Below are 22,327 nucleotides of genomic sequence, written 5' to 3' on the forward strand. Positions count from 1 at the left end.
ATCGGTAAAGGAAATCTGAGCGCAGAGCCGCAAATTTCACGCGAACAGGCCTTGCAGGAACCATTCCGGCACGCCCCCGCGCCCATCGCCCGCCAGCCCCGAACGATAGATCCAGTAACGCCGCCCCGCCTCGTCCTCGATTCGGTAGTAATCGCGCAGCCGCGTGGTCGAACGTTCGCGCCACCATTCGGGCGCGATGCGTTCCGGCCCCTCCACTCGCACCACTTCCCGCACCCCTCCGCGCCAGCGGAAACGCTGCGGGAAACCATCGGGCGAGGCGTAAAGCACTGCAATCGGCTCTGCCCGGTCTAGCAGCTTCAAGGGGCGGGCATGGAAGGCAAGCAGCCCTTGCGTCGGGACGAGCTGATCGAGCGGGGCCTGCCAACCCTGCGCACGTTCGGGAATGTGGCTCGCACGAGGCACGGGGCGCGAGACCGCTTTCGGCCCCAGTCGCACGCTCAGCCGGTCGATGCAGGCGGCGATCGATGTGCCATGCTGCTCGGCCGCCGCATCGAGATCCGCCTGCGACAGCGCCAGCGACTCGCTCCAGCTGGCGCGCAGCTGCACTGTCTCGATCCCGAATCCGGCCTCGATATCGTCGAGTCGCGCGGCGAACAGCCGGATCATATGACTTGCCTCGCGGGTGGCGGCGGCGAGTTCGATACGGCGCCACAGCACCTCGCCATCGACCCGCCACAGCGCCAGTTCGAGCCGCCGCGCACCCTCGCCCCGCGCCTCGAGCGCGCGCATCATGTCGGCGGCAAGATCGCCCACCACCTGATCGAGCAAGGTGCGGTGACGGATCGGCTCCATCAACCGGCGCTGCACCATCGGCTGCGGCCGGGCGAGCACCGGCAGCAGCGGTTCGGGCACCTTGCCGAGCAGCTGATCGAGCCGCAGCAGCGGATTGGCGGCGGGCGAACGGCGATTGCGGAACCGGCGGCGAAGCGCGTCGCGCGCGGCGGCCTCGCGCGAAGGATCATCCTCCGCGCCACTGACCCCGGCGAGTTCGCCCAGACGCTTGATCCCCAACCGTCGCAGCACAGTCAGCACATCGTCATCCAGCCGCAGCGCAGCGACCGGCAGCGCGCCGAGCAGCCGCAGCGGATCGTCAGCGGGCGTGAGGATAGTTCCCGGTGGCGCGAAATGGGCAAGCGCCCATGCCGCCCCGGCAGTGGGGCCGAGCGCCGCCCGCACCGTCAGCCCGCGCTGCGCAAAGGCGGCGGCGACATCGGTCAGCAGCGCTTCCTCGCCCCCGAACAGATGCGCTGCGCCGGTGACATCCACCAGCACGCCATCGGGCGGATCGAGCGCGCTCCACGGCCCCCAGCGCTGCGCCCACAGGGCAAGTTTCTCCAGCGCGGCCAGATCGCCCGCCGGATCGGCAGGAACCGCCGCGAGGTGCGGACACAGCGCACGCGCATCGGCCAGCAGCATCCCGGCCCGCGCACCGGCGGCAAGACCTGCGTCATTGGCGGCGACGATCCGGGGGCCGTGCGCGGTTTCGGTGATCAGCGCGGTCGGCAGCGCATCGGCGGCAGCGCGATTGTCAGGCGCGTGCGCGAGCCGCCAGCGATCGACCGACAGTCGGGCGAACCAGATCGCCAGAATCCGGCGCGGCGACGGCGGGGTCGAGCCGCAGTGTTCCATTTGCATCGCTCAATATCCATTCGCCCGGCGCATGGCGGCGCGCGCGAAACAGTTCTGCCCGCCAAGTGGCATAGCCCGGTGCAGCCGGGTTCCAGCGCGAGTGCGGCGACGGGGCGGCACTTACCCGCCAACGCATACGGGCCGAGGAGAGATCGGGTTCGGCATCGAGCCGAACCAGCCATAAGGAAACCCCGTGACGTTCGGCGGTGAGGCTCAATCGGCGTGACGCGGTGAAGGACAGTGCGCGCGGATTGCCCGCGATCTCGCCGATAACGCAGACCAGATCGCGGCACCTGAGCCCTTCTTCGAGCGCGAACAGCGCATCCTCCGGCGTAGCGGCAGCGACGTGAATGAGCCGGTGACGCAGATCGGGTGGCAGGCCTTGCACACAGGGCCGCCCGCCCAGCCGGATCGCCCTGCGATCCTGCACCCACAGCACCTGGCGGCGATCATCATCCTCACCGGCCGCGGCAAGCGCATCGCGCGCCAATGCCAGCGCCAGCCCTGCCCCGCCCGCCTCGCCACCGGATGCAAAAATCTCGGAGTGACGCGGCTGTTCGTCCAGACCCGGACGCCAGCGCGCCTCAGGCCGCCGGGCGGCAAGCGCACGTGGGATCCGGGAGCGGAGAAAGGGCGCAGGCACCCGCGATGTGGCAGTGGATTCAGGCATGGAACGACTCGCTGACCGGACTCGGGCGAGTCCGTTTCGTTCCCATTATGTTCCACACCCGGCGTGCGATTGCAACGCCCGGATCGCAGCCTTTCGGCTGAAATCAGCCCGCCAAGCCGAATACCATGATCGCACCCAGCGCGAGGGGGCACACAAAGCGGATGAGGAAGCGCCAGAAAAGCAGCAAACCGCCCGACAATCCGTTCTCGCTATCAACCAGACGCCGGTCTGCGATCCAGCCGATGAAGATCGACGTGAGCAGCGCCGCGATCGGCATCGTCAACTTGCTGGTCAGACCGTCAAGCGCATCGAGAGTGCCCATTCCTTCGAAAATCGGAATGAAGCCGAGAGGATGAAATCCCGAGAGCACGCCGGTCGACAGCGCCGACAATACACCCAACACCGCCGCACCGAACGTGACCAGCCCGGCCGCCGCGCCGCGGCGCAGGCCGAAACGGTCGATCACCCACGCGGTCGGCACCTCCATCAACGCCACAGAACTGGTCAACGCGGCAAAAGCGACCATGACGAAGAAAGCGAGGCCGATCAGCGAACCGAACGGAATTTCCTGAAACGCGTGCGGCAAGGTCTGGAACATCAGCCCCAGCCCGCCATTGGGCGCGAGGCCCGCCGCGAACACGATCGGGAAGATGCACAGCCCGGCGATCAACGCCACCGCAGTATCGGCCCCGGCAATGATCGCCGATGTCCCCGCCAGGTTCACATCGCGCCCGACATAGGCGCCATAGGTCACCATGCCCGCCACCCCGAGCGATAGCGAAAAGAACGCCTGCCCGACCGCCGCCAGCATGATATCCGGCGTCAACTTCTGGGGTTCGAAGGTGAACAAATAGGCAAACGTCTGCTCCATCGCCCCGCCGAAAAACCCGTAGATGGTGATCCCGAGCAGAAGCACGAAAAAGGTCGGCATGAGATACACCGCCACCTTCTCGATCCCTCCCGAAACGCCGCGCGAAACGAACAACAAAGTGACGGCGAGAAACACAAGGTCGAGAACGCTGGTGACCGTGCCATTGCCGATCATCGCCGGGAACAGCGCATCGACTTCTTCATAAGAAAGGCCGTCGAACGCCGGACCGGCTACACCGGTCGCTACCAGATCGGCAGCAAAAGTGCCGATGTAGTAGAGTACCCAGCCGCCCAGCACGCAGTAGAAACTCAGCACCAGAAAAGCCGAGAACACGCCGAGCGAGGCGACCGCCTCCCACGCCTTTGATGCCCCTGATTCCATCGCCAGCTTGCGGTAACTTTCCGGAGCCGCCGCCTGCCCGTGGCGGCCGATCAGCGTTTCGCACAGCAAGACCGGCAGACCGATCAGGACGATGCACAATATATAGAACAGCACGAAGGCACCGCCGCCATTCGCCCCGGCCTCGGCCGGGAAGCGCACGAGATTGCCCAATCCCACCGCCGAACCGATCGCCGCCAGAATGAATGCCGTGCGCGATGACCAGCCGTCACGTGCTGTACCCGAACTCGCTACCATGATCGAAAAGCCCTCTCGTCGCATGTCCCGGACACGTCGTCGACGCGTCTGCGCAGTTGTCACCACTGTGCAATGTTTCAGAGGCCGCGCCAAGGGGCAGGTTTTGCGTTCTGCTCACGCGGAGGCTAAGGGCGAGATCATGTCCACGACTTTCCAGCTCGACACCAGCACCAGCCGGGCCAACCCCACTCCGCAACCGATGCGGCGCCTTACCGTGCCGCGCATCAGGGCGCGCAAGGTGGACGGCGTCACGGCAGAACCGCTGGTGATGCTCACCGCCTATACCGCCCGTCAGGCGCAGTTGCTCGATGCGCATTGCGACCTGCTGCTGGTGGGGGATTCGCTCGGGCAAGTGATCTACGGCCTGCCTTCGACCATTCCGGTGACGCTCGACATGATGGCGAACCACGGTGCGGCAGTGGTGCGCGGGTCGTATCACTCCGTGGTGGTGGTCGACATGCCGTTCGGTAGCTACGAAAGCTCTCCCGAACAGGCGTTCGAAAGCGCTGCGTTTCTGCTGAAGCAGACCGGCGCGGCGGCCGTGAAGCTGGAAGGCGGCGCAGCGATGGCGCCGACGGTCGCGTTCCTCAACAGCCGCGGCATTCCGGTGATGGGCCATGTCGGGCTGACCCCGCAGGCGGTCAACGTGCTCGGCGGTTACGGCGCGCGCGGTCGCTCAGACGCCGAGGCGGAGAAGATCGTGTCTGACGCAGTTGCGCTGGACGAGGCCGGCGCTTTCGCGATCGTCATCGAAGGCGTGGTCGAACCCATCGCCATCGCCTCCACCAAGGCCGTTTCCTGCCCTACCATCGGCATCGGCGCCTCGGCCAAATGCGACGGGCAAGTGCTGGTTACCGAGGATATGCTCGGCATGTTCGAGCGCGTCCCCCGCTTTGTGAAGCGTTACGAGGATATTGCAGGGGTGATCGACCGTACCGTGGCGCGCTATGCCGAGGAAGTGCGCAACCGCGCCTTCCCCGGCGATGACCAGACCTACCAGCCCAAAGACTGAACTCCCCTCCCACAAGGCTTTCGACCGACATGCAGACCCTGCTGCGCTTCTACGCATTCTCCTTTGCTTTCACCGCCGTCTGCCTTGCGCTGGCAGGCTATTATGGCTGGGTCAGCACCGGCAATCTGTCCGGCATGCTATCGATCCTGTGGATCGTGTTCGTGCTCTCGATCCTCGAAATTTCGCTGAGCTTCGACAACGCCGTGGTCAACGCCACGGTGCTACGCGAGATGGACCCGGTGTGGCAGCAGCGCTTCCTCACCATCGGCATTCTGATCGCGGTATTCGGGATGCGGATCGTGTTCCCGATCGCGATTGTCTCGATCGCGGCCAGCATCGGCCCGTGGGAAGCGGTGCAGCTTTCGCTCGGCGATCCGGAGGAATATGAGCGCATCGTCTCCAGCGCGCATATCGGCATTGCCGGTTTCGGCGGCGCTTTTCTGGCGATGGTCGGGCTCAGCTTCTTCTTCGACGCCGACAAGGAGGTGCACTGGATCCGCGCGCTCGAACAGGGGATCAACCGTTTCTCGACCGTTCCGGCAGTCGAGATCGGGCTGGTACTGGGGCTTGTCTACGGCGTTTCCACCCTGCTGGGGCCGGATGAATCGCTCACCTTCCTCACCGCTGCCGTCTTGGGCCTCGTCACCTATATCGGGGTCAATGCACTGGGCGCGATCATCGAACAGCGCGAGGCGGCCAAAAAGGCGAGCGGGGCTATCGTGCGTTCCGGCCTTGGCGGGTTCCTGTATCTCGAGGTGCTCGATGCCAGCTTCAGTTTCGACGGCGTGATCGGGGCGTTCGCGCTGTCCAACAACATGATCGTGATCGCCATCGGCCTCTCGGTCGGTGCGATGTTCGTGCGTTCGATGACGATCCACCTGGTCAAGGCCGGAACGCTGGCGGAGTATCGCTATCTCGAACACGGCGCGTTCTGGGCGATCATCGTGCTGGGTGTCATCATGCTGGTTTCAGCGCGCTATCACATCCCGGAAACCTTCACCGGACTGATCGGAGCGATCCTGATCGGCCTGTCGCTGTGGTGGTCGATCCGCCACAACCGCGCCGAACGGGCGGCTAATGGCGCGGCTGTGCCAGACGCGTAGCGAGCGGCGCGGCGAGCACCAACTGCGCAAGGTGATACAGCAGCAGCGGCGCGATCACGAACCCGGCGCTGGCTGGCGGAAACAGGATTGCGGCGAGCGGCGCTCCGATGGCCACGCTTTTCTGCGAGCCGGCAAACAGAAAGGTGATCCGGTCGCCGCGCGCGAGGCCGAGCGCGCTGCCGGTGCCCCATGCAGCACCCAGCGCCAGCGCCAGCAGCACCAGCACCAGTCCCACCAGTACCGCCCAGTCGGCAGGCGTGAACAGTCGCGCCAGCCCCTGCTCGACCGCGCCCGAAAAAGCGACATAGACCGCCAGCCCGATCACCGCCCGATCGAGCCACACGATTCGCGCCCGCTGCGCGGCAACACCCTCGATCACGCGGTCCTGCACTGCTTGGCCGATCAGGAACGGTAGCACCAGAATGAGCCCGATGCGGATAATCGCCTCGCTACCGATATCGCCCGCAGCGCCCCCGCCCAGAAGCGCGAACAGCGGCGCGCTGATGAAAACGCCCGCGATATTGATGAGCGCCGCCCCCACCACCGCCAGCGCGACATTGCCGCCCGCAAGGCTGGTATAGGACGTCGCCGACTGGATCGTCGACGGCAGGCATCCGAGATAGATGAAGCCGAGTGCCACCAGCGGCGGCAGCATCGTTCCTGCAAGCGCCGCGAAGCCCAGCCCCGCCAGCGCCATGCCGCCAAACACGAACAGCATCAGCGGGCCGAAAAACCGCCAGTTGGCGAGACCGCGCGCGATTTCGCTGCGGCGGATGCGCATTCCATTGACAAGAAACAGCAGAAAAATTCCGCCATTGGAGATGTTTCGCGCGACCTCGCTCCCTTCGCCGGTCGCAGGCAGCAGCAGCGCGAGCGACGTCGCCAGCAGCAGCACCGCGATCATCGGGTCGGACACGAAAGGCAGGCGGCGCAGTAACATGGGGTGAGCGCCCTGCCCCGCCTTGAACCGATTGTCGAGCGGCGCGGCGTCAGCGACGGGTCAGCGCGGGCGGCCTGAGGTCTGCGGCCAGCGCCGAAAAGCGCTCCGCTGCATCGCGCTGACCGAGCGCCCGCGCGGCATCGGCGCGCAACACCAGCAATGCCGGATCATGCCCGCCGCCAAGCGCGATGGCGTGATCGAGCAGCAGTGCCGAGCGCTCCCATTCCTTCCGCCGGGCGAGCGCCTGCGCCAGCGCGGCGAGTGCAGCAATATTGTCAGGCTCGCCCGCAACATGACGCGCAAGCAGCGTATCGGCGGCAAGATCGTCATCTTTACGGCGATAGGCTTCCACAGCCTTTCGGGTCAGCGACCAGGGGCGACGAATGCTTGCTGCCGGAGCGTAGGCCGCCAGCGCCGCATCCGCATCGCCGCCGCCAAACGCCGCGTCACCGGCCAGTTGGGCAAAATCGGCCGAAGCGGGAAAGCGCGTGCGAAAATCCGCCGCCATGCTGCGCGCGCCCGCCCAGTCTGCTGCCGCACCGCGTTTGCGCAGATCGGCGGTCGGCGCAGGCAGGCCGGGACGATCCGCCAACGCGACCAGCGCGACACTCGGCTCCGCGAACGCCCGTTCCAGCAGCGGGGCTGCGCTAGCCCGGTCGCCTAGCCGTTCATGAGCGCGTGCCACCAGCATCACCAAGTATGCCGAGGCTTCAGGCCGCGCAGCTTCTGTCGCAAACCGCTTTACAAGTTCCGTCTCTCGCCCGCTCAGCAGCAGCGCCCGCGCCAGCAGTTCGCGCAGTCGCGCATTGGCGGGCTGGCGTGCGCTCAGCGTTTCGAGCTGCTGCGCGGCACTGTCGTAATTGCCTTGGTCGAGGTTGATCAGCGCATCGAGCAGCAGCGCGGCCGGGACCCCGCGCGCCGCCATCCCGCTGCGTTCGAGCAAACTGCGCGCCAGTACCGGCCTGCTGCCGCGCTGGGCCAGCACCGCCTGAAGATAGAAAACGCGGCTGTCATCCGGCGCAAGCTTGGCCAGTTCGCGCAGGGCATTCAACATGTCGCGGTGCCGCCCGGAATCACCCAGCGTCGCAGCATATTCGGCCCACGCGTCCTTATTGGTCCGATCCGCTGTCAGGGCTGCCTCGAACCACGGCAGGGCATCGGCAAAGCCGTGGGCATCACGCACCATCAGCGCCCGCATAAGCAGCGCAGGCGCATGATCGGGGCCCAATTGCAGCGCCCGGTCGGCAGCTTCGATTGCGGTCAGGTGCTCGCCGCCCCGGAAACGCAGGCGGGCGATAGCCAGCCACAGATCGGCATTTTCCGGTCCAAGCCCCTGCGCCTCGTCCAGCAATCGCCCGGCCTCGGCAAGTTTGCCATCCGCCATCTGTTCGTTCGCTGCGCCAATCAGACGAAGACGGGCCGGGTTCTGCGGGGCTGTATCAGGCTGCCCCACCGCAGTGCCGGCCGATTGCGCGCAGCCTGCCAACAGCACGGCCATCACCAACAGTGCGACGGGTCGCCTAGGTCTGCAGGTCATACTGCTTGATGAGATCATAAAGCGTCGGCCGGCTGATCCCCAGCAGCTTGGCTGTGCTGGAGATATTGCCTTCGCTCCGGGCAAGCGCGTGACGGATTACCCGGCGGTCGGCGGCTTCGCGCGCGGCCTTGAGATTGAGCACGTTGGCGCTCTCCTCCTCCCCGTCGCCGAAATCGAGATCTTCGGCGCGCACCAATTTGCCGTCAGCCATGATGACTGCGCGCTTCACCCGGTTTTCCAGTTCGCGCACGTTCCCTGGCCAGTCATGCGCATCGATTGCGGCCAGCGCATCCGGAGCAAAGCCTGTAACCGCCGGGTTCATCTCAGCCGCAAAGCGTTTGAGGAACACCTTTGCGAGCAGCACCGGATCGCCGTGGCGTTCGGCCAGACCCGGAATCCGCACGACGATTTCGGCAAGGCGATAGAACAGATCCTCGCGGAAGCTGCCGCCGGAGATCATGCTTTCAAGATCCTGATGGGTCGCGCAAACGATCCGGGTGTTGACCGCAATTGCCTTGCGACCGCCGACACGCTCGATGGTGCGTTCCTGCAGGAACCGCAGCAGCTTGACCTGCAACGGCAGCGGAATGTCGCCGACTTCATCCAGGAACAGCGTGCCGCCGTTGGCGCTCTCGATCTTCCCCTCGATGGTCTTCACCGCACCGGTGAAAGCGCCCTTTTCGTGGCCGAACAGCTCGCTTTCGAGCAGATTTTCCGGAATTGCGGCACAATTGATAGCGATAAACGGGCCGCCCGCCCGGTCGCTGGTGTCATGCAGACCGCGGGCGAGGAGTTCCTTGCCCGTACCGCTCGCACCAAGCAGCATCACCGAAACCCCGGTCTTGGCGACACGCTCGATCGTGCGCGCGACCTTGACCATTTCGGGGGCGCCGGTGATCAGGCGGCCGAGCACAGTGTTGTCAGCGCTGGCATTGGCGATGAGCCTGCGGTTATCCTGCTCGATCCGGTGCAGATTGAACGCGCGCCGGACAATCAGACCCAGCGAATCAATATCGAGCGGCTTCTGATAGAAATCATAAGCCCCGCGAGCGATCGCCTGCAATGCGCTCTCGCGCGCACCATGGCCGCTGGCAACAATGACTTTGGTATCCGGCTTCAGCGCCATGATCGCATCGAGCACGGCAAAGCCCTCGCTGGTGCCGTCGGGATCGGGCGGCAGGCCAAGATCGAGCGTGACCACGGCGGGCGCATCGGCCCGGAGCGCGGCCAGCGCACTGTCGCGATCGCCGGCGATAATCACCTCGAAATCGTCGTAGGACCATTTGAGCTGGGCCTGCAGACCGGGATCGTCCTCGATCACCAGCAACGGCGGTTTTTTCTCGGCCATCAGGCAACCTCTCTGGAAGAAGGATTTTCGTTTCCGCCCAAGAGGCGGACAGCGTCGGCCAGCGGCAGAACGACGCTGAAGCGCGTGCCGACCCCTTCACGCGATTCGACCGCAACCCTGCCCCCCATGGCCTTGACCAGTTCGCGCGCTTCGAAAGCGCCGATGCCGAACCCGCCGGGTTTTGACGAAACGAACGGCTTGAACAGTCCGGTGCGCACGAATTCGGGGCTCATGCCGCAACCAGTGTCGATCACTTCGATGGTGCCGTGAAGGCAATCGGCGGTGACATCCAGATAGACCGGCATCGTACCATCGCTGGCGTCGATGGCGTTCTGCACCAGATGCATCACGGTTTGCTCCAGTGCCTCGGCATTGCCCATCACGCGCACATTTTCGTCGCGGGTCAGCGCGACCGGATGCACGCCGCGGAAACGCTCTGCAATCGCCCGCGCCAGCTGGCCGAGATCGATCATGTGCAGATCGTGATTGGGGCTCGCACCGTAGCGCCCCAGACGTGCCAGCAAGCCGGAAAGCTTGTCCGCCGAGTTTCTCAAGGTCACCAGCATGTCGGCGCGGAAGGCGGGGTTATCGGCGTGCTTCTGGGCATTGGCGGCCAGCAAAGACAACTGGCTGGTCAGGTTCTTGATGTCATGCATCACGAACGCCATGCGACGGTTGAAATCGTCGAACCGCGAAGCGTCCATCAACGCCTGCTGTCCGGCCTGTTCCGAAAGGTAGCTCGCCAATTGCTGGCCCACCACCTTGAGCAGATCGAAATCTTCCCAGTCGAGCCGCCGCTCGATCCGCGGACGGGCCAACACCACCACTCCCACAAGGCGATCGAAATGGATCAGCGGAACCAGCGCCCAGACGTCCTCGGCTTCGATCAGCCAGCCGGGAACGTGATTGCGCTCACCATGATGATCGATACCGCCGCGCACTTCATCGAGCGCGATGATATGCTGATGCTGCTCGAACAGTCCTGACAGATGGTGCTCGGCGGCAGTGGCCGGCACGGCAATCGTCGGCCAGTTCCAGCGCGCCATGAGTTCGAGCTGCGCTTCTTCATTCGGCATCAGCAACAGCCCGGCCGGGCTTTCGGTGATATCGGCTAGCGCCTTGATCGCGCGTTCTTCCAGACTGGCGCTGGCCTTGCCGCCCAACCCGATAGTGCGCGTAAAGCGCAGCCATTCATCGCGGTAGTCATAACGATGCTGAAACAGGTGCTTCGTGGCCGTCACCTTTAACCAGCCACGCAGGCGCGGAGACGGAAGCGCCATGATCGCACCGCCGACGGCAAGCACAACGAACACCACCTGGCTCGTGCGCGCGAAATCCCCGCCGATCAGCGGCAAAGCCTTCGCCACAACCAGCATCACCGCCAGATAGGTCCCGATCAGCAACAGCGAAAGCGTGCGAAAGGCGACGGTGCGCGAAGGGCTGAACTGCACGCGCGGGCCTGCCGGGTTCGCACCGAGCGCAAACAGCACAGCCATCACAGCGGCAAAAAGACCGCGGAAATCCCGCAGCAATGCCGGATAATCCCCGCTCAGGTAAGCAATCGTGGCAAGGTTGAGATCATAGGCAAAGATGCCCGACAAGGCGATCACCGACCAGCGCAGCAGGTAACGCGATGCCACCGCTGCACCGGCATAGAGATTGTGCAGCAGCATCAGCGCACCGATCGCGACCAGCAGGTCGATCAGCATCCGCACCTCGAAGGCGACCTGCGCAATCGCAGGCACAGCAGACGCCCGCATTTCCAGCCCGAGAACCAGCGGCTCGCACAGTTGCACCAGCACCAGCGAGATGATCACCGGACGGATCGGCTTCAGGCTCGCGGCCCGGCCGTCGGCACTGAACATTGCGAAGATCGCGCCGATAAATGCCAGATTGCGGGCGATGGTGGCCATCGCACTGGCGGCACTGTCGGGTCCGAGCGCCGCACTCATAACGCAGCCCGCACCCACCAATGCGCTGGCAATGGCGAGCGGCCGACGATCGGGTCGCGCCGGATCGCCGCGACGCCAGAGCCATACCATCGCGCCGAAGCACAGCACCGCGCCCGCGATCGACGCGATGAAAGCGGCAAACGCCAGATGTTCCGGCATACCGATCACCGCGCACCTTCCGGCCAGAGCACGACCCGCACAGTCTGCAACAGGATCACCAGATCAAGGAAGGGTGTGTAATTCTTGGCGTAATAGAGATCATATTCGAGCTTGCGACGGCTATCCTCGACCGATGCGCCATAGGGGAAATTGATCTGTGCCCAACCGGTAATGCCCGGCTTCACCATGTGGCGCTCGCCATAGAACGGGATTTCTTCCTCAAGGCTTTCGACAAAGGACGGCACTTCGGGACGCGGCCCCACAAAGCTCATATGGCCTTTGAGCACGCTCCACGTCTGCGGCAGTTCGTCGATGCGAACCTTACGGATAAACCGGCCCATGCGGGTGACGCGCGGGTCATTCTCCTCGGCCCATTTGGCCCCGTCCTTTTCGGCATCGGTGCGCATCGAACGTAGTTTTACCAGCGTGAACGGTTCGCCATACAGCCCGACGCGTTGCTGCCGGAAGAATGCCGGCCCCTTGCTATCCAGCCTCACCAGAATTGCGAACAGGCCGATAATCGGCAGTGTCAGCGCCAGCAGAACCGAACTGGCGACAATATCGAAGATGCGTTTGACCGCGCTGGAAAACATCCGCCCGCTTGAAAACCCGTCGGAAAAGATCAGCCAGCTTGGGTTGATCGTATCGAGATCGACGCGTCCGGTCTCACGCTCGATGAAGCTCGAAAAATCGTTGACGTGGACGCCCTTGGTCTTGATCCGCAACAGGTCTTTCAGCGGCAAGGCGTTGCGGCGTTCCTGCAAGGCCAGCACGACTTCGGAAACGCCCAGATTTTCGACGAAGCGACCGAGGTCGTGAATCGCCGCCCGCGGTATCGCTTCTTCGACAATCCGCTGATCGTCGCTCATCGCGATGTAGGAAACGATGGCAAAACCGGTTTCGGGTTGATCGCCCAGCGCGCGCAGTCGCTGCGCCCGGTCGCCTGCCCCGAGTACCATCACCCTTCGCCGGAACGATGAGGAACCGAGAAAACTGGTCAGCAGCAGCCGATCCGCGACCAGAACCAAGATCGCCAGGCCCATCGTATAGAGAAGTGTCGAACGCCAGAAAAAGTCGTTCGGAAAAACGAAGTCGATCACCGCCAGCGCAATGATGCCGAGGCTGATCGCCACCAGCAGGCGCGCACCGGCAAATCGCAGGCTTCGCAGCGCATTGGGACCATAGACCCCGACCGCAATCATCGCCAACCAGATGACCAGCGCCGTGCCCATCAGCGGCAACCAGCGATAGGAGAAGTGGTCGATCTCCATCCCGATCTGGCCAGCGCGCAGTTGCCAGGCAAGCTCGCTTGCCAGCACTAGCAAGCCCAGATCGAGCAACCCGAGCAGCAGCACAGCATGCGGGATATAGTGCTTGAACAGGCGGATCATTGCAGGGCGGGCCTCTGGTGAAGTCAGCCTGCCATCTAGTGCATAGACCTTAAGTGTCGGTAAACTTTACACCGCGTCCCGCACCAGCTTTTCTGCGGCTCACGAAGGTTAATGCTGCGTCAGGAACGGCGCCGCCCCGGCGACAGGTCGCTCGCCATCCGGGCCGGTGCCGGGGTAAGGCACTCCGCCCGCCCGCAGCGCAGACAGGGGGTGCCAAGCGGCACCGCATCGGCTGGATCGAGCGAAATCCCGCGTGCATAGGCCAGTTCCCCGGCAAAGCGCGCCTCGATCCCCAGCACCACCGCCGCGCGGGCCGCGCACATCACCCCGTCGCCATCGACTGTCCGGGTAAGGGTAAACCAGTGGCGCGGACTTGCCTCGCCTTCGCTGAAAGTGACCGCCTGCGTCAGCACGCTGCCGGGACGTTCGAACGCGGCGAAAGGTATCCATGCCGGCCAGCGCGCGCCGTCGAGCGGATAGAGCGCGCCGCTTCCCCCGGCGGTGAAGTGGGTCATCCGACCAGCGCGATCGATCGTGGCCATGAAGAACGGCAGCCCACGCTCCCCCACCCGCCCGAGCGTCGTCAGCCGCTGCGCCGCCTGATCGAAACTGACCGCGAACCGGCGTTGCAGCACCGCCAGATCGTAACCGGTCTGTTCGCAGGCGCGCAGAAAGCGGCGATAGGGCAGCAGCAGCGCACCCGCGAGGTAATCGGTGATGTGTTCGCGGCACAGGTTCTTCGCTTCGGAAGAACCCAGGCCAGCCCCGGCCACCAGAGTTTCGATCATCTCGCGCATTTCCAGCGCGCCGACCTGCCGCGCGATCTGGAACCGCCGCGCTGCGCCCGGCAGCATCTCGGACAGTTGCAACTGCCGGGCATGCAGGTCGAGCCGATGCACCTGCCCGGGCATGACTTCGGCCGGAAGGATGCGCACAGTCATGCGGTGTTTCTCGCGCAGCCGTTCGCCCAGTGCGGCGCTGATCTCCCCGCGCGACAAGCGCAACTCATCCGCAAGGTCCTCGGCAGCGTGGTCGAGATCGGCGAAGTGGTTCTGCCAGCGTTCGATTGCGCGGCGCACGGCTGCGGCCGCCTCTTCGCTCTCGGCGCGCTCCGCACCGCCGGTGTCGTACATCCGGGCAAAGGCGGCCGCGATTTGCGGCGCAGCGGCCAGGAATTCCTGCACTTCCTCGCGGTCGATGGCGAGATCGGCGAAGCGCTTGTCAGCCATGCGGCGCACCAGCCCGTCGAGCCCGCCGATCGCCTCATCCTCGCGCAGCGAACGCGGATCGAAGTCGAACCGCTCGATCACCTGCACCAGCACGCGGGCCGAAAGCGGGCGCTGGTTGCGCTCGATCAGGTTGAGATAGGACGGTGAAATGCCGAGCGCGGCGGCCATTGCGGCCTGAGTCAGCCCTTCGCGCTTGCGCAAGCGGCGCAGCGCGGGTCCGGCGAGGAGGTTGGTGTCTGCCATGGCTTCTTGTAAATTAATTCACCAATTGACACAAGATTGCAGGCAAATGTCGGGATGCCGACAACATTATTTGTAAGTTTTCCTGTCATGCTGCGCCGCAACACGCCACAGCTTGCCCATCCGAAGGCGCCCGCCACTGTGCAGCGCGCCGCTCCCCAGGACGGACAGGAGAAGAATATGACTTACCAGAACACCATCACCCGGATGCGCGAAATCGTTGGCGCGAACGGCCCGAGCTGGGCTGCCATCGACCCCGAGAGCGCCGCGCGCATGGTCACCCAGAACCGTTTCGCCACCGGCCTCGACATCGCCAAGTACACTGCCAAGATCATGCGCGCCGACATGGATGCCTATGATGCCGATCCCGCACAGTACACCCAGTCGCTCGGTTGCTGGCACGGCTTCATCGCGCAGCAGAAGATGATCGCGATCAAGAAGCATTTCGGCACCACCAGGCAGCGTTACCTCTACCTTTCGGGCTGGATGGTCGCCGCGCTGCGCAGCGAATTCGGCCCCCTTCCCGACCAGTCGATGCACGAGAAGACCTCGGTGCCCGCACTGATCGAGGAACTGTACACCTTCCTCAAGCAGGCCGATGCCCGCGAACTCGGCGGCATGTTCCGCGCGCTCGACAAGGCCCGCGAAGCCGGTGACGCGGTCGAAGCCAAGCGGCTCGAGAATGCTATCGACAGCTACGAAACCCACGTGGTGCCGATCATCGCCGACATCGACGCAGGGTTCGGCAACGCCGAGGCCACTTACCTGCTCGCCAAGAAGATGATCGAAGCGGGTGCCTGCGCGCTGCAGATCGAAAATCAGGTCTCGGACGAAAAGCAGTGCGGTCACCAGGACGGCAAGGTCACTGTGCCGCATGAGGATTTCCTCCAGAAGATCCGCGCCTGCCGCATGGCGTTCCTCGAAATGGGTGTCGAAGACGGCGTCATCGTCGCCCGCACCGACTCGCTTGGCGCGGGCCTGACCAAGCAGATCGCTTTCTCCAAGGAGCCGGGCGATCTGGGCGACCAGTACAACGCCTTCCTCGATGCCGATGAAGTCGATCCGGCCAACGTCACCAACGGACAGGTCTTCATCAGCCGCGACGGCAAGCTGCTCGCCCCCAAGCGTCTGCCTTCAAACCTCTACCAGTTCCGCCCCGGTACCGGCGTGGACCGTGTGGTGCTCGACTGCATCACTTCGCTCCAGAACGGCGCCGACCTGTTGTGGATCGAGACCGAGAAGCCCCACGTCGAACAGATCGCCAGCATGGTTGATCGCATCCGCGAAGTCGTGCCCAATGCGAAGCTCGTCTACAACAACTCGCCCAGCTTCAACTGGACGCTGAGCTTCCGCCAGCAGATCTTCGACGCGTGGGCCGAAGCGGGCAAGGACGTGTCCGCCTATGACCGCGACCGCCTGATGAGCGTCGACTACGACGGCACCGATCTGGCCGCCGAAGCCGACGAGAAGATCCGCACCTTCCAGCGCGATGGCGCTGCGCGGGCCGGCATCTTCCACCACCTCATCACGCTGCCGACCTACCACACCGCCGCGCTCAGCACCGACAACCTCGCCCGCGAGTACTTCGGCGAGCAGGCGATGCTCGGCTACGTCAAGAACGTGCAGCGCGAGGAGATCCGTCAGGGGATCGCCTGCGTGAAGCACCAGAACATGGCCGGCAGCGACATCGGCGACGATCACAAGGAGTACTTCGCCGGCGAAGCTGCCCTGAAGGCCGGCGGCGCGCACAACACGATGAATCAGTTCGAAGCGGCATAACAGCTTGGGAGAGCGCCGGAGGGCTGCATTTTGTAGCCTTCCGGTTGCCCGCAAAGCCGCCTAAGGACTGCGGGTATTCACCCGAGGAGAGTGACAATGAGCGATACCGACACCCCCAAAACCGAACCCGCCCGCGCCCGCGCGCTGCTTTCGACCGCTGATATGAAGCTGCTGCGCCGCGCGCTGGAAAGCCATGCCCGCAACACCGAAGACCGCGAGGAACTGGCCAAAATCAACGCCCTGCATCACCGGCTCGGCACCTACGTTCCCGCTTCGGAATAACCCGTTTCACAATTCTCCTGGGGAGGAGAACCGGCCGTCGGAATGCGCCTCAACAGGCGCGCTCCGGCGGCCGCATTTTTGCGGGATCACCCGCCCTTCTTCGGCATCAGATCCAGCGTCGCTGCGGTCAGCGCTTCGGTTGCGGTGGCGATCACCACCGGAGCATCAGGCGCCCAGAACGGGGAATGCAGCGAGGGCAGATCGATCTCGCCCGCCTGCGCCTTTTCCCATTCGCTATGCCGCACGCCGCCGACCCAGAAGATCAGCGATTCGACCGTCTCCGGGTCGGCACGGTAGAACTGGCTGAAATCCTCACCCCCCATCACGCTCGGCGTTTCGAACACGCGGCCATCGAATCGCTGCTTTAGCCCGGACATCACGGTTTCGGTGAATTCGGGCGTGTTGTAGGTCGCAGGCGTATAAGGATCGGAAACGGTTACCTTGGGCAGCTTGTCCTCGGGCATACCGGCAGCCAGAGCCTCGCCCTTGGCAATCCGGGCAATCCCGTCGAGCAGGTGCTGGCGGGTCTTGTCGGCGTAGCTGCGCACAGTGATCTGCAGCCGCGCTTCATCGGGGATGATGTTGTGTTTCGATCCGGCCTGGAAGCTGCCGACGGTGACCACCGCAGGCTCCTGCGGGTCGAGTTCGCGGCTCACCAGCGTCTGCAACCGGCTGACAATGCTGGCGGCGATCACGATTGGGTCTTTCGTGGTGTGCGGATAGGCGCCGTGCCCGCCAATCCCCGGCACCACCACATCGACCGAATCGACATTGGCGAGCGCGAAGCCACTGGAATAGCCGATGAACCCGGCAGGCGCCTGCGCTGCATCGTGGAACGCCAGCACGTAATCCGGCTTGGGGAAGCGGGTATACAACCCGTCATCCAGCATCGCTTTCGCGCCCTCGCCGATTTCCTCGGCGGGTTGCAGGATCATTACCAGCGTGCCGGACCACTGGTCCTTGCGCTCTACCAGTAGCTGCGCGGTGCCGATCCACGCGGTCATGTGGGTATCGTGGCCGCAGGCGTGCATGATCCCGGTTTCGATCCCGCTCGCCGGGACGCCCGTGCGCTTGGAGGCATAGGGCAGCCCGGTCTGTTCGATCACTGGCAACCCGTCCATGTCGGCGCGCAGCATCACTGTGGGGCCATCACCGTTTTTCATCACGGCCACGACGCCGGTCTTGCCGACGCCTTCGGTCACTTCGAAACCCAGCGCGCGCGCGCGGGCGGCGAGCTTCGTAGCGGTTTCGACTTCCTGAAAGCTCAATTCGGGATTGGCGTGCAGATCCTGATACAGATCGATCAGCGCGGGCATATCCGCCGCCACTGCATCGCGCAGTTCGTCCGCCTGCGCCGGCACCGCCATCAGCGCCAACGCGCTCGCCCCTGCCAAGATCGCCGTGATTCGCATCGCTTTCCCCTTCGTTATCCGCTGACCCATGCGCCGTGTAGGAGACACATGAGACACTGTTCAGGACTCAAAAACCCAGCCTCTCAAACTGTCCTAAAAGGCACGCAGTCTTGCAAGGTCGGGCTATGATCATGCCTCGAACATGGCACATCTCGCGCCGGTTAGGAAACCACCCAGTGTCGCCTCCCCTCTTCGGGTGAGAGGAGGCGACAGCTGAGGCTATTGCGCAACCTTGTCGATTGCCTGTTCGGCTGCATCGCCGACCTGGCCTGCAGCATTGCCAACTTGCGTGGCAGCGTCGGCAACGGCAGCATCCTTCGCCACTTCGGCATCGCTCATTTGCGAAAACACTAGCACTGCGGCGCCGCCCACAAGGATCAGAGCCAGCAGTCCAAACCATTTGGATCCGCCGCCAGAACCCGGCTGGTCGGTGACGATTGTGGTAGTGGTGTGGGTATTGCCTTCAGGCGTGCGGGTTTCGGTAATGCGTTCTTCGGTCATGTTCATTTCCTTGCTGACGCATCCACCCACCACGGTGCGAACCTGCGGCTGCACCAGCATTATTTTCTGCTGTCGAGAAGAATCGCGGATGTCGCTGTAATCACGGGTGAAGTGAGGGACCGGACGTCGAATGCCTACAACCCGTACCACAGCACCAATATGACCGAGAGCACCGTCACCATCAGCGCGACCAGCGGCACGCCTGCACGCATGTAATCGCCGAATTCATACCCGCCTTCGGACATGATCAGCATGTTGGTCTGGTAAGCGATGGGCGTGGCGTAAGCCAGATTGCAGCCGAACAGTACCGCCAGCACCAGCGGCTCTGCCGGCATGCCAAGCTCGGTTGCGATGCTGAACGCGATCGGAGTGCCGATGGTGGCGGCTGTGGCGTTGGACGCGAAATTGGTGAGGATCGTGACGAATAGCATGATCGCCGACAGCACCAGCGCAGGCGGCAGATAGGCAAGCCCGAGCGAGAGCGCCTGCCCCAGAAATTCCGCCGCGCCGCTGGCGTCGATCACCCGGCCAATGGCAATGCTGGCGGCGATCAGCACGATTACCTTGGCCGAAAGCGCGCGGCCCACGCGGTCGAACTTCACGCAGCCGGTCACAAACATCAGGATCGCGCCCGCCAGCGCGGCAATCGCAATCGGTAGCTTGATCGGTGCAAAGCCATTGGCATCGAACCACGGCAAGCCGACCGAGGCAGTGGCAATCGCGCCGAGCATGATCGCACCGGCGAGCACAGCCTTCGACCGGCGCGGCAATTCACGCGCCCCTTCGAGCCGCAGCAACCCGTCATTATTGGCGAATTTCTGGAGGTCTTCCTCGATCCCCATCACCAGCAGCACATCGCCTTCGAGGATGCGAAGGTCGCCCGCTTCGGAATAGGTATCGCGTTCGCCCAGCACCCGGTCAGGCCGGTGAATTCCCAGCACCGCAACGCCGTAGAGATCGGCAATGCCCGAACTGGCGAGCGTGCGGGTGATCAGGCGCGAATCGCCCGTCACCGTCATCTCGACCGCGACGATATCCTCGCCCTGATCCTTGGAGACGCGGCGGATCCGGTCAAGCACCCAAGCGGGAGCAAGCTCCCCCTTTAGCGCGCGGGCCGCTTCCTCGATTGCCTCGTGCGTGCCGGAGATGTGCAGGCGCTGCTGCGGCTGGAGCACTCCGGTCGGATTATCGTGGAAAGTGATCCCTTCGGGCAGCTTGTCCTGCACCGCGGAAAGCTCTGCCCCGGCAAGCAGGCTGCTGCTTCCCACCCGCAACCGGGTGTGAAAGGTGCGGCGGATGTTCTCAGGGATGACGCTGTTGTCGCGCAGCAGGCGCGGCATCACCAGCCATAGATAAGGCAGCGCCACCACCGCCGCCATCAGCACGATCGGGGTGAACTGGAACACGCCGATGGTTTCCATCCCGATATCCTCGGCAATGCTGACCACGAGAATATTGGTGGAGGTGCCGATGGTGGTGCCCATGCCGCCGATCAACACCGCGGCATTGACCGGCATCAGCGTCTTGGATGACGCGGCGACCCCCTTGCCCGCCAAGGCGACAAGGATCGGCAGCATCAACACCATGACAGGCGTGTCATTGACGAACATCGACAGGAAGAACGCCACGAACAGGGCGAACAGCAGCCCGATCTGGCTGTTGGTGCGGAACACGCCTTCCAGCAGGCGCGCAAACGGGTCGAGCGCACCGGTAACCACCAGCCCTCGCCCCATGATCATCAGCGCGCAGATAGTGATCAGCGCCTGATGCCCGAACCCGCCGAACGCGATCGCCAACCCGTCGGTCGGCTTGGTTCCTTCAAGCGGGGCGAAATACAGGCCCACACCAATGACTGCGATGGTGATGAGCGAGATGATCTCGACCGAATAACGACCCCGCGCAAAGGCGATGAACATCGCAACGGTCACCGCCATGGCCGCTATCGCGTGATAGGATGGGGGATCCAGCATGGTTGTGCCCTCGTGGCTACCCAATAGCGCAGGGCAAAGACAAGCGGTTTATACGAAGGCGTCGTGAGTGGTGCCCCTGGCCAGACTCGAACTGGCACTTCTTTCGAAACTCGATTTTGAGTCGAGCGCGTCTACCAATTCCACCACAGGGGCACACCGGGCAGCGTCGGGACGGCTGTTAAACGTGCCTTCGCTGCAAATCAACTCGCCTTAACGCAGGCTCCCCGCCAGCAATTTGTGCAGCCGGGAATGCAGCGCATCATTGGCGGCCAGCACCTGCTCTGAATGGATCGGTGCGGAGCGACCGCGGAAATCGGATACGAACCCGCCCGCTTCGCGCACAAGCAGGCATCCGGCGGCGGTATCCCAGTCGGACAGGCCGCTTTCCCAGAAGCCGTCAAACCGGCCCTGCGCCACGTAAGCGAGATCGAGCGAGGCCGCGCCGAACCGGCGAATGCCTGCCACTTCCGGGCCGATCGCACCGAAAATCCGGCTCCATTCCGAAAAGTCGCCGTGGCCGAAGAACGGAATGCCGGTTGCCACCAGCGCATCGCCAAGGCGCGAACGGGCCGAAACCCGCAACCGCGCATCCTGCAGCCACGCACCGCGCGATTTTTCCGCCCAGAAGGTCTGGTCGGTGATCGGCTGATACACCACACCCGCGACCACATCGCCCCACCCGCTGCCGTCGGGCTTGGGCTCCTGCGCGGCGATGGAAATGGCGAAATGCGGGATGCCGTGGAGGAAATTGGTCGTCCCATCCAGCGGATCGACGATCCAGCGCGGCATGCCCGGATCGCCTTCGATCACGCCCGCTTCCTCCATCACGAAGCCCCAACCGGGCCGCGCGGCGAGCAGTTCATCATACAGCGTGCGTTCGGAACGAATGTCCGCCTTGCTCACGAAATCGGCCGGGCCTTTGCGGCTGGCCTGCAAATGTTCGACTTCGCCGAAATCACGCCGCAAACGCCCGCCCGCCTTGCGCGCTGCGCGTTCCATCACGCGGATCAGGCCGGAAATAGCTGCCATGTGTCTGCTCAGCTCGCCTTGCCGACGTAGGCCTGTTCGTACACATCGACGATGATGCGCGTGCCGCTGCCGATATGCGGCGGCACCATGATGCGCACGCCGTTGTCGAGGATCGCAGGCTTGTAGCTGGACGAGGCGGTCTGCCCCTTCACCACGGCGTCGGCCTCCACAATCACGGCTTCGATCTGCGAGGGCAGCTCGACCGAGATCGGCTTTTCGTCCCACAGCTCAAGGTTCACCTGCATCCCGTCCTGCAGGAACGGGCGCGCATCGCCCAGCAGATCGCCGGGCAGCGTGATCTGTTCGAAGGTGTCATTGTCCATGAAGACGAGATCATCGCCCTCGGCATACAGGAACTGGAATTCCTTGGTGTCGAGCCGCACGCGCTCGATCGTATCGGCGCTGCGGAACCGCACGTTGGTCTTGCGGCCATCCTGCAGGTTCTTCATTTCGACCTGCATGTACGCCCCGCCCTTGCCCGGCTGGGTGTGCTGGATCTTGGCAACTTTCCAGATGCCTTTTTCATATTCCAGAATATTGCCGGGGCGGATATCGACGCCGCTGATCTTCATGGGGCTATTGGCCTTTTGCTGAAGGAAATCGTGGGAGGGTGCGC

At 64.0% G+C, this 22,327-nt stretch carries 18 protein-coding genes and 1 tRNA gene; 4 read left to right on the plus strand and 15 right to left on the minus strand.

All coding sequences use genetic code 11. From position 1 onward, the window contains the following. Positions 1-36: 36 nt before the first annotated feature. From Q0L48_RS02610 to Q0L48_RS02620, 3 genes are all read right to left on the minus strand, one after another. Positions 37-1,656 (minus strand): DUF6504 family protein, encoded by a 1,620-nt coding sequence (locus tag Q0L48_RS02610; RefSeq protein ID WP_296716862.1) that lies wholly within the window; start codon positions 1,654-1,656, stop codon positions 37-39. Further along, complete coding sequence (locus tag Q0L48_RS02615; RefSeq protein WP_296716863.1) at positions 1,550-2,320, minus strand: recA-like protein; 771 nt, start codon at positions 2,318-2,320, stop codon at positions 1,550-1,552. Before Q0L48_RS02615 ends, Q0L48_RS02610 begins: the two co-directional genes overlap by 107 nt. Before the next feature lie 103 nt (positions 2,321-2,423). Next, a complete protein-coding gene (locus tag Q0L48_RS02620; RefSeq protein WP_296716866.1) occupies positions 2,424-3,827 on the minus strand; it encodes a sodium-dependent transporter in 1,404 nt (467 codons plus the stop codon). A gap of 139 nt (positions 3,828-3,966) precedes the next feature. Here Q0L48_RS02620 and panB point away from each other — a divergent pair, with 139 nt between their 5' ends. Further along, entirely contained in the window at positions 3,967-4,839 is an 873-nt protein-coding gene (gene panB / locus Q0L48_RS02625; RefSeq protein ID WP_296716868.1) for a 3-methyl-2-oxobutanoate hydroxymethyltransferase, read from the plus strand. A 29-nt stretch (positions 4,840-4,868) separates the two neighbouring features. Beyond that, positions 4,869-5,942, plus strand: a complete 1,074-nt coding sequence (locus Q0L48_RS02630; protein ID WP_296716871.1) for a DUF475 domain-containing protein — start codon at positions 4,869-4,871, stop codon at positions 5,940-5,942. On the opposite strand, the gene Q0L48_RS02635 is transcribed toward Q0L48_RS02630, so the two are convergent. The 6 genes from Q0L48_RS02635 to Q0L48_RS02660 all read right to left on the minus strand — a co-directional run bounded on the left by Q0L48_RS02635 (position 5,914) and on the right by Q0L48_RS02660 (position 14,741). Beyond that, positions 5,914-6,882 (minus strand): bile acid:sodium symporter family protein, encoded by a 969-nt coding sequence (locus Q0L48_RS02635; protein WP_296716874.1) that lies wholly within the window; start codon positions 6,880-6,882, stop codon positions 5,914-5,916. The two genes, Q0L48_RS02630 and Q0L48_RS02635, sit on opposite strands and share 29 nt — an antisense overlap. Before the next feature lie 49 nt (positions 6,883-6,931). Continuing rightward, positions 6,932-8,437 carry a tetratricopeptide repeat protein gene (locus tag Q0L48_RS02640; protein WP_367273993.1) on the minus strand — a complete coding sequence of 502 codons (1,506 nt, stop codon included), beginning with the start codon at positions 8,435-8,437 and terminating at the stop codon, positions 6,932-6,934. Beyond that, entirely contained in the window at positions 8,403-9,767 is a 1,365-nt protein-coding gene (prsR, locus tag Q0L48_RS02645; RefSeq protein ID WP_296716878.1) for a PEP-CTERM-box response regulator transcription factor, read from the minus strand. Before prsR ends, Q0L48_RS02640 begins: the two co-directional genes overlap by 35 nt. Beyond that, positions 9,767-11,878, minus strand: coding sequence for an XrtA/PEP-CTERM system histidine kinase PrsK (gene prsK, locus Q0L48_RS02650; RefSeq protein WP_296717119.1), 2,112 nt, complete (start codon positions 11,876-11,878; stop codon positions 9,767-9,769). The genes prsR and prsK overlap by 1 nt, the downstream gene beginning before the upstream one ends. Positions 11,879-11,883: 5 nt before the next feature. After that, positions 11,884-13,269: a TIGR03013 family XrtA/PEP-CTERM system glycosyltransferase gene (locus Q0L48_RS02655; RefSeq protein WP_296716880.1), complete on the minus strand. Its 1,386-nt coding sequence runs from the start codon at positions 13,267-13,269 to the stop codon at positions 11,884-11,886. Positions 13,270-13,388: 119 nt separating this feature from the next. Next, positions 13,389-14,741 carry a short-chain fatty acyl-CoA regulator family protein gene (locus Q0L48_RS02660; protein WP_296716883.1) on the minus strand — a complete coding sequence of 451 codons (1,353 nt, stop codon included), beginning with the start codon at positions 14,739-14,741 and terminating at the stop codon, positions 13,389-13,391. Between the two features lie 177 nt (positions 14,742-14,918). Between Q0L48_RS02660 and Q0L48_RS02665 the strand changes: the two genes are divergently transcribed. Together Q0L48_RS02665 and Q0L48_RS02670 are read left to right on the plus strand one after the other, a co-directional pair. Further along, the gene (locus Q0L48_RS02665; protein ID WP_296716886.1) at positions 14,919-16,517 is read left to right on the plus strand and encodes an isocitrate lyase; all 1,599 of its coding nucleotides are present in this window, start codon (positions 14,919-14,921) and stop codon (positions 16,515-16,517) included. A gap of 96 nt (positions 16,518-16,613) precedes the next feature. After that, complete coding sequence (locus Q0L48_RS02670) at positions 16,614-16,799, plus strand: hypothetical protein (protein ID WP_273675364.1); 186 nt, start codon at positions 16,614-16,616, stop codon at positions 16,797-16,799. Between the two features lie 86 nt (positions 16,800-16,885). On the opposite strand, the gene Q0L48_RS02675 is transcribed toward Q0L48_RS02670, so the two are convergent. The 6 genes from Q0L48_RS02675 to efp form a co-directional block, all read right to left on the minus strand. Further along, positions 16,886-18,211 (minus strand): amidohydrolase, encoded by a 1,326-nt coding sequence (locus Q0L48_RS02675; RefSeq protein WP_296716891.1) that lies wholly within the window; start codon positions 18,209-18,211, stop codon positions 16,886-16,888. Positions 18,212-18,430: 219 nt separating this feature from the next. After that, positions 18,431-18,712 (minus strand): hypothetical protein, encoded by a 282-nt coding sequence (locus tag Q0L48_RS02680; RefSeq protein WP_296716893.1) that lies wholly within the window; start codon positions 18,710-18,712, stop codon positions 18,431-18,433. A gap of 134 nt (positions 18,713-18,846) precedes the next feature. Beyond that, the gene (locus Q0L48_RS02685; protein WP_296716895.1) at positions 18,847-20,682 is read right to left on the minus strand and encodes an SLC13 family permease; all 1,836 of its coding nucleotides are present in this window, start codon (positions 20,680-20,682) and stop codon (positions 18,847-18,849) included. A 68-nt stretch (positions 20,683-20,750) separates the two neighbouring features. Next, positions 20,751-20,835 (minus strand) — tRNA-Leu (locus Q0L48_RS02690). Positions 20,836-20,892: 57 nt separating this feature from the next. After that, positions 20,893-21,711: an inositol monophosphatase family protein gene (locus tag Q0L48_RS02695; protein ID WP_296716896.1), complete on the minus strand. Its 819-nt coding sequence runs from the start codon at positions 21,709-21,711 to the stop codon at positions 20,893-20,895. 8 nt (positions 21,712-21,719) lie between these two features. After that, entirely contained in the window at positions 21,720-22,283 is a 564-nt protein-coding gene (efp, locus tag Q0L48_RS02700; RefSeq protein WP_296716898.1) for an elongation factor P, read from the minus strand. Positions 22,284-22,327 lie beyond the last annotated feature (44 nt).

Source organism: Erythrobacter sp. (assembly GCF_024305245.1).
GTDB lineage: Bacteria > Pseudomonadota > Alphaproteobacteria > Sphingomonadales > Sphingomonadaceae > Erythrobacter.